A 15,580-nucleotide genomic window follows, 5' to 3' on the forward strand; every position below is an offset into this window, starting at 1 on the left:
CATGCGCACACGTACGAACGTCGTCGCGGCGGCGGGGCTGCTCGCCCTGACCACCGGCTGCGGCGCCGCCGACATGACCGAGCAGGCCTCGCCCTTCGCGAACGCGCGGGGCACCAAGAGCCTCACCCTGTCCGTGCAGTCCTGGGTGGGCGCGCAGGCGAACGTCGCCGTCGCCCGGTATCTGCTCGAACGCGAACTCGGCTACCGCGTCGACACCGTCCAGATCGACGAGGTCCCCGCCTGGGACGCTCTCAGCCAGGGCCGCGTCGACGCGCTTCTGGAGGACTGGGGACACCCTGAGGAGGAGCAGCGGTACGTCAAGGACAAGAAGACGATCGTGGGCGCCGGCGACCTCGGGGTGACCGGGCACATCGGCTGGTACGTCCCGACCTACTTCGCCGAGCGGCACCCCGACGTCACCGACTGGAAGAACCTGAACAAGTACGCCGACCGGTTCCGCACCCCGGAGAGCGGCGGCAAGGGTCAGCTGATGGACGGCTCGCCCTCCTACATCACCAACGACAAGGCGCTGGTGCAGAACCTGGACCTGGACTACCAGGTGGTGTTCGCCGGTTCCGAGGCCGCGCAGATCACGCAGATCAAGCAGTTCGCCAAGGAGAAGAAGCCCTTCCTGACGTACTGGTACTCACCGCAGTGGCTCTTCCAGAAGGTCCCGATGACCGAGGTGAAACTGCCCGCCTACAAGGAGGGCTGCGACGCGGACCCGGCGAAGGTGGCCTGCGCCTATCCGCACACACCGCTGCAGAAGTATCTGAACGCCGACTTCGCGAAGGACGGCGGGGCGGCGGCCCGGTTCCTGAAGAAGTTCCAGTGGACCACCGAGGACCAGAACGAGGTCTCCCTGATGATCGCCGAGCAGAAGCTCAGCCCCGAGGAGGCGGCCGAGAAGTGGGTGGACAGCCACGAGTCCACGTGGAAGCGGTGGCTGTCCTGACGGTCATGGCTGTCCTGACGGTCATGGCCGTTCGGTCGGCTCGGCCGGGCCTCCTGGCCGTGTGAGCCCGGCCGGGTGACTTGATTTCATGACCTCTGCCGCGATCCGGCGCAACGCCTCGGCGGCCCGGCGCTGAAGTCCCGGCCCGAAGGTGATCCGCGTCGCCCCTCGCTCGCCCAGCTCGGCGAGCGAGGGGCCCGCCGAGTCGTCCAGACGGGCGAACACGTTGATCGGTCCCTCGATCCCGGCCCGCAGCAGCGGCAGCACCTCGGGGGGCGCGCAGATCGGATACACGCAGTCGGCGCCCGCCGCCACGTACAACGCGGCCCGCTCGATGGTTCGTTCGGGATCGCCGACCCCTTGCAGGTATGTGTCGATCCGCGCGTTGACGAACAGCCGGTCGCCCGCCGCCGCGCGTACCTCGGCCAGCAACTCGGCCTGCTCGCGCGGGTCCTTGAGGACGCCCTCGCCGGAGTCCTCGAGATTGCACCCGACGGCCCCGGCCTCCAACAGCCGCTCTACCAGTTCCTTGGGCGCGATCCCGTACCCGCCCTCGACGTCCGCCGACACGGGCACGTCCACGGCCCGCGTGATCCGGGCGACCGCGGCGAACATCTCGTCCGCCGGCGTCCGCCCGTCCTCGTACCCGAGCGAGGCGGCGACCCCCGCGCTGGGCGTCGCGAGCGCGGGGAAACCCGCGTCCACGAAGGCCCGGGCACTGGCCGCGTCCCACGGGCCAGGGAGGATCAGGGGTTCGGCCGGGTCGGGCCGACGGTGCAGCGCGCGAAACGTCTCTGTCTTCGTCACCTCTCCACACTGCCCTCCGGGCGGCCCCCACTCACCACCAGCCGAGTCACCACCAGCCGAGTCACCACCAGTCGCGCGCAGCAGCGGCCGGGCGTACGCCACCTCCCTGCGGCGAACCGGTCATGGTGGAAGGCGCGGGTCGTCAGCGTCACCCGCTCCAGCTGCGCCTTGGCCGCGTCGATCAACCTCCGATTGCCGTGCCCGAAGTGGAGCGCCGAACAACCGGCCGGCGGATCCAGTTGGCGTCGACCCTCCGCCTCCGCCTCCGTCATCCAGGCACCGTCGGCCGTGGCGACGACCACCGGCAGCGGGCCGCAGGTGTGCGCGCTGTGCGCCTCGGATCCGGCGACATGGCTTTTCCGTGGGCTCCACGGTGGCTCCCGAACATGAGGCTGAACCCTCTTCCCGTCGTCGCTCGCATGGTGGACCGGGAACGTGGATCTTCCGGCGCTCCCGGTAGGCTGGCCACGGGCCGTGACTGGCGCGCTGGGATGGGATCGACCATCGGGGAGCGGCCTTCGAGCAGTGATCGAGTGCCGTGCGCCTGGGCCGAACCGTGAACCGTGACCGCTGTACGCCACGCCGCCCGGAGGCCGAGATGTCAGAGCAGCACCTCTCCACCGAGTCCACCGCCTTCCGTTCCGCTCTCGATGCGATCCGTGCCGTCGAACCCCGCGTCGCCGACGCGATCGGCCAGGAGTTGGCCGATCAGCGCGAGATGCTCAAGCTGATCGCCTCCGAGAACTACGCGTCGCCCGCCACCCTCCTCACGATGGGCAACTGGTTCAGCGACAAGTACGCCGAGGGCACCGTCGGCCGACGCTTCTACGCCGGCTGCCGCAACGTCGACACCGTCGAGGCACTGGCGGCGGAGCACGCGCGCGAGCTCTTCGGCGCCCGCCACGCCTACGTCCAGCCGCACTCGGGCATCGACGCCAACCTCGTCGCCTTCTGGGCCGTCCTCGCCGACCGCGTCGAGGCCCCCTTCCTGGAGAAGACCGGCGTCCGCCAGGTCAACGACCTCTCGGAGGCCGACTGGGCAGAGCTCCGCCGCGCCTTCGGCAACCAGCGCATGCTCGGCATGTCCCTGGACGCCGGAGGCCACCTCACCCACGGCTTCCGCCCGAACATCTCCGGAAAGATGTTCGACCAGCGTTCCTATGGCACGGACCCGACCACGGGCCTGATCGACTACGACGCCCTGCGCGCCCAGGCCCGTGAGTTCAAGCCGCTGATCATCGTCGCCGGTTACTCCGCCTACCCCCGTCTCGTGAACTTCCGGATCATGCGAGAGATCGCCGACGAGGTCGGCGCCACGCTCATGGTCGACATGGCCCACTTCGCCGGCCTCGTCGCCGGCAAGGTCCTCACCGGCGACTTCGACCCGGTACCGCACGCCCAGATCGTCACCACCACCACCCACAAGTCGCTGCGCGGCCCGCGAGGCGGCATGGTCCTGTGCGACGACTCCCTCAAGGACCAGGTCGACCGCGGCTGCCCGATGGTCCTCGGCGGCCCGCTCCCGCATGTGATGGCTGCCAAGGCGGTCGCCCTCGCCGAGGCTCGTCAGCCCTCCTTCCGTGACTACGCCCAGCGCATCGTCGACAACTCCCGCGCCCTTGCCGAGGGCCTGACGCGACGAGGCGCCACCCTGGTCACCGGCGGCACCGACAACCACCTCAACCTGATCGACGTCGCCTCCTCCTACGGCCTCACCGGCCGCCAGGCCGAGGCCGCCCTCCTCGCATCGGGCATCGTCACCAACCGGAACGCCATCCCGGCCGACCCCAACGGCGCCTGGTACACCTCGGGCATCCGCATCGGCACCCCGGCCCTGACCACCCGAGGTCTGGGCACCACGGAGATGGACGAGGTCGCCGGCCTCATCGACCGCGTGCTGACCAGCACCGAGCCCGGTACCACCAGCAAGGGCGCGCCCTCCAAGGCCCAGCACATCCTGGACCCGAAGGTCGCCGACGAGATCTCCCAGCGGGCCACCGACCTCGTGGCCGGCTTCCCGCTGTACCCCGAGATCGACCTCGGCTGAGGCCTCCGGCGGTTCGGGGAGGCGGCGGTCAGACACCGTGGCCCGGGTGCCGGACCGAGCCCGTTGGCACGCTCCCGTGATTCGGCCCCGTGTCGATAACCCCGCACCCCGCTCTGCCCGGTGTCTCAGAGATGGCCTTTTCACGGGTCGTCCGTTCATAGGTCACGCAGCTCCTGGCGTGGACCGGGCTCGCGGTGCAGCCGGGCCGTGGAGATACGGGCGGTGAGCGGGCGCAGGAACAGTGTCAGTGCTGCTCCGGCTGCCGCGCCCGGTATCGCCCACCACCAGCCTGTGGCTCGGTTCGTCTCCAGCACCGCGGTGGTGGTGCGGGACTCCGCGGTCACCTCGTCCGCGGAGCCCGCAGCCGCGTCGCCCGCCGCGGGTCCCTGCGCCAGCTCATCCTCCGGGGCGGGCCCGGGGTAGCCGTGATGGTCCGACACGGGTCCCATGACGCCCAGCTCCTTCAGCAAGGTGAGCAGCTGGGTGGGGTGCTTGGCGCGGTGCCAGTGGCCCTTCATGGACTCGGGCACGTTGGTCGCGGTGTGTATCCAGACGTCCTGCACGGTTGAGGAGGCGTAGAGCTGGTCGTGTCGCCAGGGCGTCACGTCGTGCAGCAGCCAGGTGACGTTGATCAGCCTCCCGCTTGCCAGGTCGGCTTCCGGCGGCTTGATCGCTGAGCTGGTGCGGGGCTCGTCCAGCAGTCGCTGGAGCTCTCCGTACTGCTCCTCCGAGTAGTACAGCCCCTCCACCTGCGCACTCTGCGGGGAGGCGATGAGCACGCTCGTGGGCCCACCCGCCGACGCCGGTGGAGCGACCCCTGTGAGCAGGGCCAGCGCCGCCGTCAAAGTCCCTGCCACTACCGCCAGTTCACGATACCTGGTCGTCCACCACATCACGTGCCTGCGCATCCCAACCCCCTACCGGGCGATCCCTTTGCGGCCCGCCCGCGAGCCGCGTGTCACTTCTGGTACACCGCCCGACCCCGACCGGTTCCCACCTCCCGCACTCGATTCGCAAGATTCTCGGGGGTGGGAGGCAGGAGACGGGAAGCGGGCGAGGAGCGACCGAAAGGACCGTGGTCGGCGACCGGGAGAACCGTGGTCGGCGACCGGGAGAACCGTGGTCGGCGACCGGAAGAAGCGTGGTTGGCGACCGGAAGAACCGTGATCGGTGATCGGTGATCGGTGATCGGTGGTCAGTGGCGGAAGGTCGTGATGGGTGATCGGCAGGACGGCCGCCGCTTCCTCACAGGGCGATACAGATGCTAGCCCTCCTGCCCGCCCTCCCCGAGCGACCGAGCCACCTCCAGGGCGCGCTGTCTCGCCGCCACCCCCTCCAGTCGGAGGGTCACATCGCCGTTCCGGGTCTGTTCGGCCCACAGCAGGGTCGGGCCCGCCGTGCGTTCCGCGCGGGTGTGGCGGACGCCGTCGGCGTCCACCAGCCAGAAGCTCAGCAGGTGCGGGCGGGGAAACCACAGGGCCGTATCGAATGTGTCCCCGGCAGGGGTGCCCGTGCCCAGAGACAGCCACTGCGGCTGCTCGCGCACGGTCTTCGCGAAGGTCATGTCGAGGCTCGCGGCGTACTGGTCCAGCCGTATCGTCCGCCCCTGCTCCGTCCAGCACAGGCTCACCAGGAGACGCCCTCGTGGCAGGCCGGACACCGACACCGCGTCGGGAGTACCCAGCGCGTCCGGGACCAGCGGCTCGAAGCCCGCCCGCCGCGCGGCCTGCGTGAGGGACAGGGGCCGGTCGCAGCCGGGCACCGCGGCCCACGGGGAGGGCTCCGCCGATGGGTCGTGGCGCACCTCGACCCCGCCGAAGCCGAACCAGTCGACGACCGCGGCCCGCACCGGAGGTGTGAGCACGAGCACGGTGAGCAGCCCGCACAGCGCGGCCGTCAGTGCGCGCCTGCGTGCCCGCAGCCGGCGTCCCACCTCCCGCAGCCGCCCGGCGACGCCCAGGGGCTCGGGAACCGGGACCGGCACCCGCTCGGCCAGTATCTGTCCCAGCACCCGCTCCACCATCGTCTCCGAGCCCGCACCGGACGGGTCCAGGGACCGCCCGAGCGCGCGCAGCTCCTCCGGCAACCGGTCGGGGTCGTCGTCGTACGACCTGTCACCCACGCTCGTCACCCCCCTCCCGGGGCTGGAGGTCCGGCAGCAGCCGGCCCATCTTCCGCAGTGCTCGATTCAGCCGGGACTTCACCGTCCCCCGGGGCCAGCCCAGGGCCTGGGCGGTCTCGGACTCGTCCATCTCCAGGAGATAGCGGTATGTGACGACCAGGCGGTGTTCCTCGCTCAGCTTGTCCAGGGCCGCGACCAGGGCCGTGCGGCGCTCGGTCTCCAGCGTCGCGACCGCCGGGTCGGCCGCATCCGGTATCAGCGGCTCGGGCCCGGCGAACGCCGCCTCGCGGCCGGCGAGCGTGCGCTGGCGCGCCGCCGTCCGGACTGTGTTCCTCGTCTCATTGGCGACGATCGACAGCAGCCACGGCCGAAACGCCGAGCCGTTCTTGAAGCGGCCCAGCGCGCAGTACGCCTTCACGAAGGCCTGCTGCACCACGTCCTCCGCGTCCGCACCGGCTCCGAGCGCCGCAGCAGCCCGCAGCGCGATGCCCGTATGGGCACGCACCAGCTCCGCGTACGCCTCCGGGTCTCCGGCGCGTACGCGTGCGATCACCGCGGCCTCATCGACGATGCGGCCCCCCTCCCGCGTCCTCACACTCTTGTTACACCGCACAGGTCGATCCGGTTCCCACCCGCGCAGGACTGGTTTCCAGGTCAGGTCCGGACTGGTTCCCAGCTCAGGTCCGGGACTGGTTCCCAGCTCAGGTCCGGGACTGGTTTCCAGGTCAGGTCCGGGACTGGTTTCCAGGCCCGATCCGGACCGGTCTCCGGTCCGGGTCCGGTCCAGGTCCGGACCCGGCTCGAACCAGATGCGGACCAGATGCGGACCGGATGCGGACCGGATGCGGACCGGATGCGGACCGGATGCGGACCGGATGCGGATCAGGCACGGAGTGGTCCGCGAGCGGTCCCCCCGCTCTGAGAGAATGGGGGCATGGCCTCTGATCGACCCCGTGTGCTCTCCGGAATCCAGCCCACCGCAGGCTCGTTCCACCTCGGCAACTACCTGGGCGCCGTCCGCCAGTGGGTGGCTCTGCAGGAGACCCACGACGCGTTCTACATGGTCGTCGACCTGCACGCGATCACGATCCCGCAGGACCCCGCGGACCTGCGCGCCAACACCAGGCTCGCCGCCGCCCAGCTGCTGGCGGCCGGACTGGACCCCGAGCGCTGCACGCTGTTCGTCCAGAGCCATGTCCCCGAGCACGCCCAGCTCGCCTGGGTGATGAACTGCCTCACCGGCTTCGGCGAGGCCTCCCGTATGACCCAGTTCAAGGACAAGTCCGCCAAGCAGGGCGCGGACCGCGCCTCCGTCGGCCTGTTCACGTACCCGATCCTGCAGGTCGCGGACATCCTCCTCTACCAGGCCAACGAGGTCCCGGTCGGTGAGGACCAGCGCCAGCACATCGAGCTCACCCGCGACCTCGCCGAGCGGTTCAACGGCCGCTTCGGCCAGACGTTCACGGTCCCGAAGCCGTACATCCTCAAGGAGACGGCCAAGATCTACGACCTCCAGGACCCGTCGATCAAGATGAGCAAGTCGGCGTCCACGCCGAAGGGCCTGATCAACCTGCTCGACGAGCCCAAGGCGACGGCGAAGAAGGTCAAGAGCGCGGTCACCGACACGGACACCGTGATCCGCTTCGACCCCGAGGCCAAGCCGGGCGTCAGCAACCTCCTCTCGGTCTACTCGACCCTCACCGGGGCGGGAATCGCTGAACTGGAGGAGAAGTACGCGGGCAAGGGCTACGGTGCGCTCAAGACGGACCTCGCCGAGGTGATGGTCGAGTTCGTGACGCCCTTCCGGGAGCGGACCAACCAGTACCTCGACGACCCGGAGACGCTGGACTCGATCCTGGCCAAGGGCGCGGAGAAGGCGCGCGCCGTCGCGGCCGAGACCCTGGCACAGGCCTACGGCAGGGTGGGTTTCCTGCCCGCCAAGCACTGAGCCGGCCGTACGCCCGCACCCGAGGTCGTACACCCGCGCCCCCGGGACGTACCCCCGTACCCCCGCACAGCGCTGCACATCACTTCGGCTGCGCCTGCCCACGGCAGCGCCGGAGCCGTACAGTCGATAGCCGGACGGCCGTGAACACGGCCACCCCTGCCCGCCAGAGACCCGTATCCGACGCGACGACAGGAGACGACGTGGGGACCGTAACGATCGGTGTGTCGATCGCGGTCCCGGAGCCGCACGGCAGCCTGCTCCAGCAGCGGCGCGTGGGCTTCGGCGACGCCGCGGCTCACGGTATCCCCACGCATGTCACCCTGCTGCCGCCGACGGAGCTCGACGACGCGCAACTGCCCGCCGTCGAGGGGCACCTCTCCGAGGTCGCCACCGCCGGGCGCCCCTTCGTGATGCGGCTGTCCGGCACCGGGACCTTCCGGCCCGTTTCGCCGGTCGTCTACGTCCGGGTCGTCGAGGGTGCCGAGGCGTGTACCTGGCTGCAGCGGCAGGTCCGGGACGCCTCCGGCCCGGTGGCACGCGAACTGCAGTTCCCCTACCACCCGCATGTCACCGTCGCCCACGGCATCGACGAGGCCGCCATGGACCGAGCCTTCGAGGAACTCGCCGAGTACCGGGCCGAATGGGCCTGCACCGGCTTCGGCCTCTACGAGCAGGGTGCGGACGCCGTGTGGCGCAAGCTGCGGGACTTCACGTTCGGCGGAACGATGGTGCCTCCGCAGGCGGGGAGCGTCGAGCGAGGCACCATCCCCAGTCGCCAGGGCCGTTAGGGCGCCCCTTCGGCCGCTACATCGGCAGACGCCGGAACACCGCGCGTGGGACGTGCCGCGACGCCGCCGACACCAGACGGAGCGCTCCCGGTACCCACACCGTCTCCGACCGTCGGCGCAGCCCCAGTTCGACGGCCGTCGCGACCGCTTCCGGGCTGGTGGCGAGCGGCGTCTCCGTCAGTCCCGCGGTCATCTTCGAGCGGACGGGGCCGGGGCGTACGACCATGACGTGCACCCCGGTCCCGTGCAGCGCGTCGTCCAGGCCCTGGGTGAACGCGTCGAGGCCGGCTTTGCTGGAGCCGTAGATGAAGTTCTCCCGACGGGGGCGTTCGGCGGCGATCGACGACAGCACGACCAGTGAGCCGTTGCCCTGGGCCTGCAACGCCCGGGCGCTCACCAGGCCCGCCGAGACCGCGCCCGTGTAGTTGGTCTGCGCGACGCGCACCGCGCCCGCCGGCTCGCGCTCGTCCCGCGCCTGGTCGCCGTGGATCCCGAACGCGAGCAGCACCATGTCGACCTCGCCCTCGGCGAAGACCTTGCCGAGCACCGTCTCGTGGGACCCGGGGTCGAGCGCGTCGAAGGCGACGGTGCGCACCTCCACGCTGCGGGCGCGCAGGCGTTCGGCGGACTCCTCAAGGGCGGGCGAGGGGCGTCCGGCCAGCCACACCGTGCGGGTCCGGCGCATGATCAGACGCCGCGTGACGGCCGTCGCGATCTCGGACGTGCCGCCGAGGACGAGGAGGGACCGGGGGAGACCGAAGGCGTCCTTCATGGCAGCTCCTGGGGAGGGCGGGCCGAGGGCCCGGGAGATGGGGCTGAGGGCTGGGTGGCCGAACGGGGCGCCACCGGGTGGCGAAGCGAGACCCGCCACGGCTGAGCGGGGCACACCATGAGGGGACGGAGCACGCCATGGGTGCACGGGGCCACGTCACGGGTGAGCGGGGCACGCCACGGGTGGCGGGTGTGGATGGGCGGCAGCGAGACCCGCTGACGGGTCAGGCGGGTGAGGCGGGTGAGGCGGGTCGGGTCGGCAGGGTGGGCCGGGGGCCGAGTGCCCGGCGGGCGGGCTACAGATCGAGTCGGCGCGAGAGGTCCGAGGTGAAGGCGCCGCGTGGATCCAGTTCCGCGCGGAGGGCGCGGAAATCGGCGAGCTTCGGGTACATCGTCGCGAGCAGGTCGGGCCGGAGCCGGGAACTCCTGGCGAGGCAGACCCGGCCGCCCGCTGCCGCCACCTCCTCGTCCAGCCCGTCGAGGAAGGCGTCGCGGCCCGGCAGGGCGGCCGGGACGTCCAGGGTCAGCGTCCAGCCGGGTACGGGGAACGACAGCCATCCCGGGGCGGCGTCCCCGAGGCGTTCGAGGACGGCCACGAAGGACGGGCACCGGAGTGCGGCGATGCGCCGCACGATCCGGCCCAGCGCCTCCTCCTGCCCGTGTCCGACGACGAACCGGTACCGCACGACGCGTCCGAGGCCGTGGAGCCGGTTCCCCTGGGGAACGCCGTCCAAGGGGTGGAAGAAGGCGGGGATCCGCCGGAGTTGGCCGGTACGCGCGCGTGGTGCCCTGCGGAACCGGAGTTCATTGATCAATCCGACCGTACGACCACTCAGAAACCCTTCTTGAACGAGATCGCGGACGACGAGATCCCGGACGCGGGGGTCGGGTCCCACGAGAGCGGAGAGGTCGGGCAGATGGGCGGGACGGACGGCCAGCGGGTCCCTACGCGCGCGCGTGCCCCTGCGCAGGGCCTCCAACGGCGCGTGGGCACCGCGGGTCAGCACCGCGCGTCCCGTCGCCGCGCCGCGGGCCGACAGGTCGATCCAGGCGGACGCGCAGGGGTGGCGGTGGTCCGTGGCCGTCATACGGGCCAGCAGGTCGTCGAGGTCGCCGGCGCGCTCGGTGTCGACCGTCATCCAAGCCGTCTCGACGGGCTGGAGCCGAAGGGTCGCCGTGAGGATGACACCGGTGAGGCCCATACCGCCGGCCGTCGCGTCGAACAGGGGGGTCCCCTGGCCGACGGTGCTGATCTCGCCGTCGGCGGTGAGGAGTTCGAGGGACGGCACGTGGCGGGTGAAGGAGCCCGCGGTGTGGTGGTTCCTGCCGTGGACGTCCGCAGCGATCGCCCCGCCGATCGTGACGCGGCCCGTCGGGGGCGTCACCGGGACGAACCAGCCGAGGGGCAGCAGCACTTGCGTCAGACGGCGCAGGGAGACACCCGCGTCGCACAGAACGGTCCCGCCGGCCACGTCGATGGCGTGGATACGGTCCAGGCCCCTCATGTCGAGGACCGCCCCGTCGACGTTCCGCGCCGCGTCCCCGCAGGCCCGCCCGAAGCCCCTCGGGATGCCCCCGGGAGCACCGCAGTGCTGGACGGCGGCCACGGCGTCCTGATAGGTCCGGGGACGGATCAGACGGGGTGTGGTGGTGGTGTCGGCAGGCATGGTGGTGACCGTAACGCCCTATGTGTCGTATTGATTCTGAAACATCCTTGAGCTACCCGGAATGGGTGATTAATGGGATGTCACCCCGTATTCGGGTATCCCGGTGGACGCTGACGTGAGCAATGGGTCGGTGCCGGTCACGATCCCGCGGTTGCGGGGCACCAGGACAGTGGTGTCCGGCATCAACGGTGGGTCCGGCGGCCGCGTCGGCCGTGTCGGCGCTGAAGCGGAAGGCAGGCTCGGATCATGGACTGGCTGAAAAGGCTCCCTGTCATCGGCCCGCCGGCCACCCGGCTGATGGTCACGCACGCCTGGCGGTCGTACGAGCGGCTCGACCGTGTGAAGTGGACACGGCTCGCCGCCGCGACCACGTTCACGAGCTTCGTCGCGCTGTTCCCGCTGCTCACCGTGGGCGCCGCGATCGCCGCCGCCACGCTCAGCACGGAGCAGCAGAAGGAGATCCAGGACAAGATCGCCGAGCAGATCCCCGGCATCTCCGACCAGCTGAACATCGGGGCCCTGGTCGACAACGCCGGCACCGTCGGGATCATCGCCGGCGCGCTGCTGCTGTTGACCGGCATCGGCTGGGTCGGCTCGATGCGCGACTGTCTGCGCGCGGTGTGGGAGCTGCCGGACGAGGAGGAGAACCCCCTCCTGCGCAAGGCGAAGGACACGGGTGTCCTGCTGGGACTCGGCGGCGCGCTGCTGGTCACGCTCGCCGCGTCCACCGTCGCGTCCACCGCGGTCGGCTGGAGCGCCCGCCGGCTGGGCCTCGAGGAGCACAGCTGGGGAAGCCTGCTGCTGCGCACCGCGGCGTTCGCCGTCGCCGTACTCGCCGCCTTCCTGCTCCTGCTGTACGTCCTCACGCTGCTGCCCGGGGTCGAGCCGTCCCGGCGGCGGTTGATCGTGGGCGCGCTGATCGGCGCCGTCGGCTTCGAACTGCTGAAGCTGCTGCTGAGCGGTTACATCCAGGGCGTCGCCGCGAAGAGCATGTACGGCGCGTTCGGCGTGCCCGTCGCGCTGCTGCTGTGGATCAACTTCACCTCGAAGCTGATCCTGTTCTGCGCGGCCTGGACGGCGACGCCGAGCACGGAGGCCGAGCGCGCGGAGCCCGACGGGAGCGACGGCGTCGACGGGAACGGCGTGGCGGGCGCGACCGCGCCGAGCGGCGGCTGAGCGGCTGCCACGCTCACACACCCGGGACACCCGGGACACCCGGGACACCCGGGACACCCGGGACACCAGCGCCACCGGCGTCACGCTTCCGCTCGGCTCTCGTGCCAGCCGGCGGCCCGCCGCACCCAGCCCCCGCCCCAGCCTCGTCCCGGGCGCCCGCCCCAGCCTCCGTCCTGGCCCCCGTCTCCGCTCACCGACGGCGCAGCGGCCACCGTCGGTTCACCAGGACCGCACCGGCCGCGAGGAGCGCCAGCAGTCCGGCCGTGACGGCGAGGGCGATCCCGACGCCGGTGGAGCCGTTCCCGGTCGTCGAACTCGCCACGGGCTTGCCGGACTCCTCGCCCGCCCCGGAGCCGCCGCCCGCCTCGCCCGCCGCCGCTCCGGCGGCGGTGGCGGTGGCGCTGGGCTGGGTGCCGACCGCGCCCTTGGGCGGCACCAGTTCGCCCACCGGCTCCACCTTCCCGGCCGCCTTGAAACCCCAGTCGAACAGTCGAGCGGTCTCCTTGTAGACCTGGTTGTGCTCGCTCTTCTCCGGGTTCATCACGGTGACGAGCAGCACCTTGCCGCCCCGCTCCGCGACCCCGGTGAAAGTGGCGCCGGCGTTGGTGGTGTTGCCGTTCTTGACGCCCGCGATGCCCTGGTACTGGGAGAGGCCCGAGTCGCCGGTCAGCAGCCGGTTGGTGTTCTGGATCTCGAAGGTGTCGCGGACCGGCTTGCCCTTCTTGTTCTTCGTCGTCTGTCCCGGGAACTTCGCGCTCACCGTCGAGCAGTACTCGCGGAAGTCCTTCTTCTGCAGCCCGGAGCGGGCGATCAGCGTCAGGTCGTAGGCCGACGAGACCTGACCGGCGGCGTCGTAGCCGTCGGGGCTGATCACGTGCGTGTCGAGGGCCTGGAGCTCCTCGGCGTGCCGGTTCATCTCGGCGACGGTGTTGTCGACGCCCTTGTTCATGGCGGACAGCACGTGGACGGCGTCGTTGCCGGAGCGCAGGAAGACACCGAGCCACAGGTCGTGGACGGTGTACGACTCGTTCTCCTTTATCCCGACCATGCTCGATCCGGAGCCGATGCCCGCCAGGTCGGTGGGGGCCACCTTGCGGGTCATCGTCTTGGGGAACTTCGGCAGCAACGTGTCCGCGAACAGCATCTTCAGGGTGCTCGCGGGGGCGAGCCGCCAGTGCGAGTTGTGCGAGGCGAGCACCGCGCCGGATTCGGCGTCGGCGATGATCCAGGATCGTGCGGAGATGTCCTTGGGCAGTACCGGGACCCCGCTCGCCAGGTTCACCTGCGTCCCCGGACGGCCCAGCCGTGCGCCCCCCACCGTCGACATGTTCGACGGGGGAGTGGCCGACGGGCTGGTCGAGGCACTCGGCGACGGGCGGGGCGCCGCGAGAGCGGCGGGTGCCGTCAGCGAAACGGTCAACAGGGTGGCGGAAGCAAGCAGAAGAGAGCGCCGAGCGGTCGTCTTCTGCGCGCGGGTGGTCATCATCGGTGCGGGCACGAGCGAGAACGTACATGTACGGTCCCCGGAAGTCCCGTCCCCCGCACCACCCCGGCGCACGAACCGGACACCCTGCGGTGATACTGAACGCATGAAACTCAGCCGCCCGATCTCCTGGTTCCTGCTCGCCTTCGGGGTGTGGAGCTGGGTCATCTGGGTCACTTTCGTCAACAACCTGATCAAGGACAGCAGCGGGCTGGCTTTCGAGGACGGTCGACCGACGGCGTACTTCTGGGTGCATCTGACGCTCGCCGTCGTCTCCCTCGTATTGGGGACGATCGTCGGGGTCATCGGGTTGCGCGGAGTGCGCGCACTGCGCCGCAAGTCTTAGCAATCCGCAGCACCCCGGCCAAGGAGAGAACAACGGCATGGTGATCGTCTTCCTGCTCGTCGTGGTGAGCGTCCTCGTCGCGGCGAACTGGTATCTGTGGCGCCGACTGTTCCGCGACACCACCCGGAGCCCGGGCGTGTCGCGCCGGGTGGGTGCGGCGGTGATCGCGGGCGGCTGGGTGTTCGCGATCGGCGCCCTGGTGGCCGAACGCTCCGGTGCGCCGTTCTGGCTCCAGCGCACCCTGGCGTGGCCCGGCTTCCTCTGGCTCGCACTCTCGGTCTACCTGCTGCTCGCCGTGGTCGCCGGTGAGCTCGTACGACCGTTCCTCCGGCGCTACCTGGAGCGCCGCGACGCGCGCAGGCGCGGGCCGGCCGACGCCGGGCCGCCGCGGCCCGAACTGCGGCCCGAACTGCGGCCCGAACCGATACCGGCAGGTGCACCGCCGAAGGAGGAGGCCGCCGCCTCGCACGAGCCGCCGAGGGAGCCCACCGGCCGCGTCTCCGACAAGCCCGCCACCGGCCGCGTCTCCGACGAGTCGCCCACGGAGCCCGCCGCCCCGGAGACCGGGACACCCGCCCCCGGCGAGGGGCCTCAGCACCCCGCCCCGTCCCGCCGGTTGTTCGTCTCGCGCGTCCTCGCGGGTGCCGCCGCCGCGGCGGCCGTCGGCACGGTCGGCGCCGGCACCTACGGCGTCCTCGACGGCCCCGGCGTGAAGCGGGTCACCGTCCCGCTGGCCAAGCTCCCGCGCGCGGCACACGGTTTCCGGATCGCCGTGGTCAGCGACGTCCACCTGGGCCCGGTCCTCGGCCGGGGCTTCGCCCAGAAGGTCGTGGACACGATCAACGGCACACAGCCCGACCTGATCGCGGTCGTCGGCGACCTGGTCGACGGCAGCGTCAAGGACCTGGGCCCCGCCGCCGCACCTCTGGCCCAGCTGCGCGCCCGGCAGGGGACGTACTTCGTCACCGGCAACCACGAGTACTTCTCCGGCGCCGAGCAGTGGGTCGAGCAGGTACGGCGGCTGGGCATGCGCCCGTTGGAGAACGCGCGGACGGAGCTGCCCTGGTTCGACCTGGCGGGCGTCAACGACGTCGCGGGCGAGAGCGAGGGGCAGGGCCCCGACTTCGCACGGGCGCTCGGCGACCGCGACACCGCGCGCGCGTGCGTGCTCCTCGCCCACCAGCCGGTCCAGATCCACGAGGCCGTCGAGCACCACGTGGACCTCCAGCTCTCCGGGCACACCCACGGTGGTCAGCTGTGGCCCGGCAACCTCATCGCGGCGGCCGCGAACCCGACCCTCGCCGGCCTGGAGCGCTACGGCGACACGCAGTTGTACGTCAGCCGCGGCGCCGGCGCCTGGGGGCCGCCCACACGCGTGGGTGCCTCCTCCGACATCACGGTGATCGAGCTGGCGTCGACCCAGGCGTAGATCCGTGACGGCTGAAGGGGCCCTTCTCGCGAGGAAGGGCG

The 15,580-nt window shown here is 71.2% G+C and carries 14 protein-coding genes, 1 pseudogene and 1 riboswitch; of the genes and pseudogenes, 7 read left to right on the plus strand and 8 right to left on the minus strand.

The window, feature by feature from the left end; all coding sequences use genetic code 11:
- Window position 1: 1 nt before the first annotated feature.
- Window positions 2-955 carry an ABC transporter substrate-binding protein gene (locus tag ACWCPM_RS12985; RefSeq protein ID WP_450976191.1) on the plus strand — a complete coding sequence of 318 codons (954 nt, stop codon included), beginning with the start codon at window positions 2-4 and terminating at the stop codon, window positions 953-955.
- A gap of 21 nt (window positions 956-976) precedes the next feature.
- Here the strand turns inward: ACWCPM_RS12985 and ACWCPM_RS12990 are convergent, their stop codons facing one another.
- Together ACWCPM_RS12990 and ACWCPM_RS12995 are read right to left on the minus strand one after the other, a co-directional pair.
- On the minus strand, window positions 977-1,762 hold the full coding sequence (locus tag ACWCPM_RS12990; protein ID WP_450976192.1) for an isocitrate lyase/PEP mutase family protein: 786 nt from the start codon (window positions 1,760-1,762) through the stop codon (window positions 977-979).
- Between the two features lie 110 nt (window positions 1,763-1,872).
- A pseudogene (locus tag ACWCPM_RS12995) lies at window positions 1,873-2,112 on the minus strand (aminotransferase class III-fold pyridoxal phosphate-dependent enzyme); the annotation flags it as partial.
- Between the two features lie 114 nt (window positions 2,113-2,226).
- Window positions 2,227-2,319, plus strand: a riboswitch (ZMP/ZTP riboswitch).
- Window positions 2,320-2,360: 41 nt separating this feature from the next.
- Between ACWCPM_RS12995 and ACWCPM_RS13000 the strand changes: the two are divergent.
- Window positions 2,361-3,809 carry a glycine hydroxymethyltransferase gene (locus tag ACWCPM_RS13000; protein WP_450976193.1) on the plus strand — a complete coding sequence of 483 codons (1,449 nt, stop codon included), beginning with the start codon at window positions 2,361-2,363 and terminating at the stop codon, window positions 3,807-3,809.
- A 155-nt stretch (window positions 3,810-3,964) separates the two neighbouring features.
- On the opposite strand, the gene ACWCPM_RS13005 is transcribed toward ACWCPM_RS13000, so the two are convergent.
- From ACWCPM_RS13005 to ACWCPM_RS13015, 3 genes are all read right to left on the minus strand, one after another.
- Window positions 3,965-4,666, minus strand: coding sequence for a hypothetical protein (locus ACWCPM_RS13005; protein WP_450976194.1), 702 nt, complete (start codon window positions 4,664-4,666; stop codon window positions 3,965-3,967).
- A 407-nt stretch (window positions 4,667-5,073) separates the two neighbouring features.
- The gene (locus ACWCPM_RS13010; RefSeq protein ID WP_450976195.1) at window positions 5,074-5,931 is read right to left on the minus strand and encodes a hypothetical protein; all 858 of its coding nucleotides are present in this window, start codon (window positions 5,929-5,931) and stop codon (window positions 5,074-5,076) included.
- Window positions 5,924-6,484, minus strand: a complete 561-nt coding sequence (locus tag ACWCPM_RS13015) for an RNA polymerase sigma factor (RefSeq protein ID WP_450976196.1) — start codon at window positions 6,482-6,484, stop codon at window positions 5,924-5,926. Before ACWCPM_RS13015 ends, ACWCPM_RS13010 begins: the two co-directional genes overlap by 8 nt.
- A gap of 381 nt (window positions 6,485-6,865) precedes the next feature.
- Between ACWCPM_RS13015 and trpS the strand changes: the two genes are divergently transcribed.
- Both trpS and ACWCPM_RS13025 read left to right on the plus strand, forming a co-directional pair.
- Window positions 6,866-7,879: a tryptophan--tRNA ligase gene (gene trpS, locus ACWCPM_RS13020; RefSeq protein ID WP_450976197.1), complete on the plus strand. Its 1,014-nt coding sequence runs from the start codon at window positions 6,866-6,868 to the stop codon at window positions 7,877-7,879.
- A 200-nt stretch (window positions 7,880-8,079) separates the two neighbouring features.
- Entirely contained in the window at window positions 8,080-8,667 is a 588-nt protein-coding gene (locus ACWCPM_RS13025) for a 2'-5' RNA ligase family protein (RefSeq protein ID WP_450976198.1), read from the plus strand.
- Window positions 8,668-8,683: 16 nt separating this feature from the next.
- On the opposite strand, the gene ACWCPM_RS13030 is transcribed toward ACWCPM_RS13025, so the two are convergent.
- The gene (locus tag ACWCPM_RS13030) at window positions 8,684-9,439 is read right to left on the minus strand and encodes a decaprenylphospho-beta-D-erythro-pentofuranosid-2-ulose 2-reductase (protein WP_450976199.1); all 756 of its coding nucleotides are present in this window, start codon (window positions 9,437-9,439) and stop codon (window positions 8,684-8,686) included.
- Between the two features lie 295 nt (window positions 9,440-9,734).
- Window positions 9,735-11,105 carry an FAD-binding protein gene (locus ACWCPM_RS13035; protein WP_450976200.1) on the minus strand — a complete coding sequence of 457 codons (1,371 nt, stop codon included), beginning with the start codon at window positions 11,103-11,105 and terminating at the stop codon, window positions 9,735-9,737.
- 246 nt (window positions 11,106-11,351) lie between these two features.
- Here ACWCPM_RS13035 and ACWCPM_RS13040 point away from each other — a divergent pair, with 246 nt between their 5' ends.
- Window positions 11,352-12,281: a YihY/virulence factor BrkB family protein gene (locus ACWCPM_RS13040; RefSeq protein WP_450976201.1), complete on the plus strand. Its 930-nt coding sequence runs from the start codon at window positions 11,352-11,354 to the stop codon at window positions 12,279-12,281.
- A gap of 190 nt (window positions 12,282-12,471) precedes the next feature.
- Here ACWCPM_RS13040 and ACWCPM_RS13045 read toward each other — a convergent pair whose 3' ends face one another.
- Window positions 12,472-13,764 (minus strand): D-alanyl-D-alanine carboxypeptidase family protein, encoded by a 1,293-nt coding sequence (locus ACWCPM_RS13045; RefSeq protein WP_450976253.1) that lies wholly within the window; start codon window positions 13,762-13,764, stop codon window positions 12,472-12,474.
- Between the two features lie 106 nt (window positions 13,765-13,870).
- Here ACWCPM_RS13045 and ACWCPM_RS13050 point away from each other — a divergent pair, with 106 nt between their 5' ends.
- Window positions 13,871-14,110 carry an SCO4848 family membrane protein gene (locus ACWCPM_RS13050; protein ID WP_450976202.1) on the plus strand — a complete coding sequence of 80 codons (240 nt, stop codon included), beginning with the start codon at window positions 13,871-13,873 and terminating at the stop codon, window positions 14,108-14,110.
- 37 nt (window positions 14,111-14,147) lie between these two features.
- A complete protein-coding gene (locus ACWCPM_RS13055; protein WP_450976203.1) occupies window positions 14,148-15,539 on the plus strand; it encodes a metallophosphoesterase in 1,392 nt (463 codons plus the stop codon).
- Window positions 15,540-15,580: the final 41 nt, after the last annotated feature.

It is taken from the genome of Streptomyces sp. NPDC002309, assembly GCF_053593375.1.

Coding starts and splice junctions, on each gene's coding strand:
- ACWCPM_RS12985 (WP_450976191.1), top strand. CDS start 2: ATGCGCACACGTACGAACGTCGTCGCGGCGGCGGGGCTGCTCGCCCTG.
- ACWCPM_RS13000 (WP_450976193.1), top strand. CDS start 2,361: ATGTCAGAGCAGCACCTCTCCACCGAGTCCACCGCCTTCCGTTCCGCT.
- trpS (WP_450976197.1), top strand. CDS start 6,866: ATGGCCTCTGATCGACCCCGTGTGCTCTCCGGAATCCAGCCCACCGCA.
- ACWCPM_RS13030 (WP_450976199.1), bottom strand. CDS start 9,439: ATGAAGGACGCCTTCGGTCTCCCCCGGTCCCTCCTCGTCCTCGGCGGC.
- ACWCPM_RS13035 (WP_450976200.1), bottom strand. CDS start 11,105: ATGCCTGCCGACACCACCACCACACCCCGTCTGATCCGTCCCCGGACC.
- ACWCPM_RS13040 (WP_450976201.1), top strand. CDS start 11,352: ATGGACTGGCTGAAAAGGCTCCCTGTCATCGGCCCGCCGGCCACCCGG.
- ACWCPM_RS13045 (WP_450976253.1), bottom strand. CDS start 13,764: ATGACCACCCGCGCGCAGAAGACGACCGCTCGGCGCTCTCTTCTGCTT.
- ACWCPM_RS13050 (WP_450976202.1), top strand. CDS start 13,871: ATGAAACTCAGCCGCCCGATCTCCTGGTTCCTGCTCGCCTTCGGGGTG.
- ACWCPM_RS13055 (WP_450976203.1), top strand. CDS start 14,148: ATGGTGATCGTCTTCCTGCTCGTCGTGGTGAGCGTCCTCGTCGCGGCG.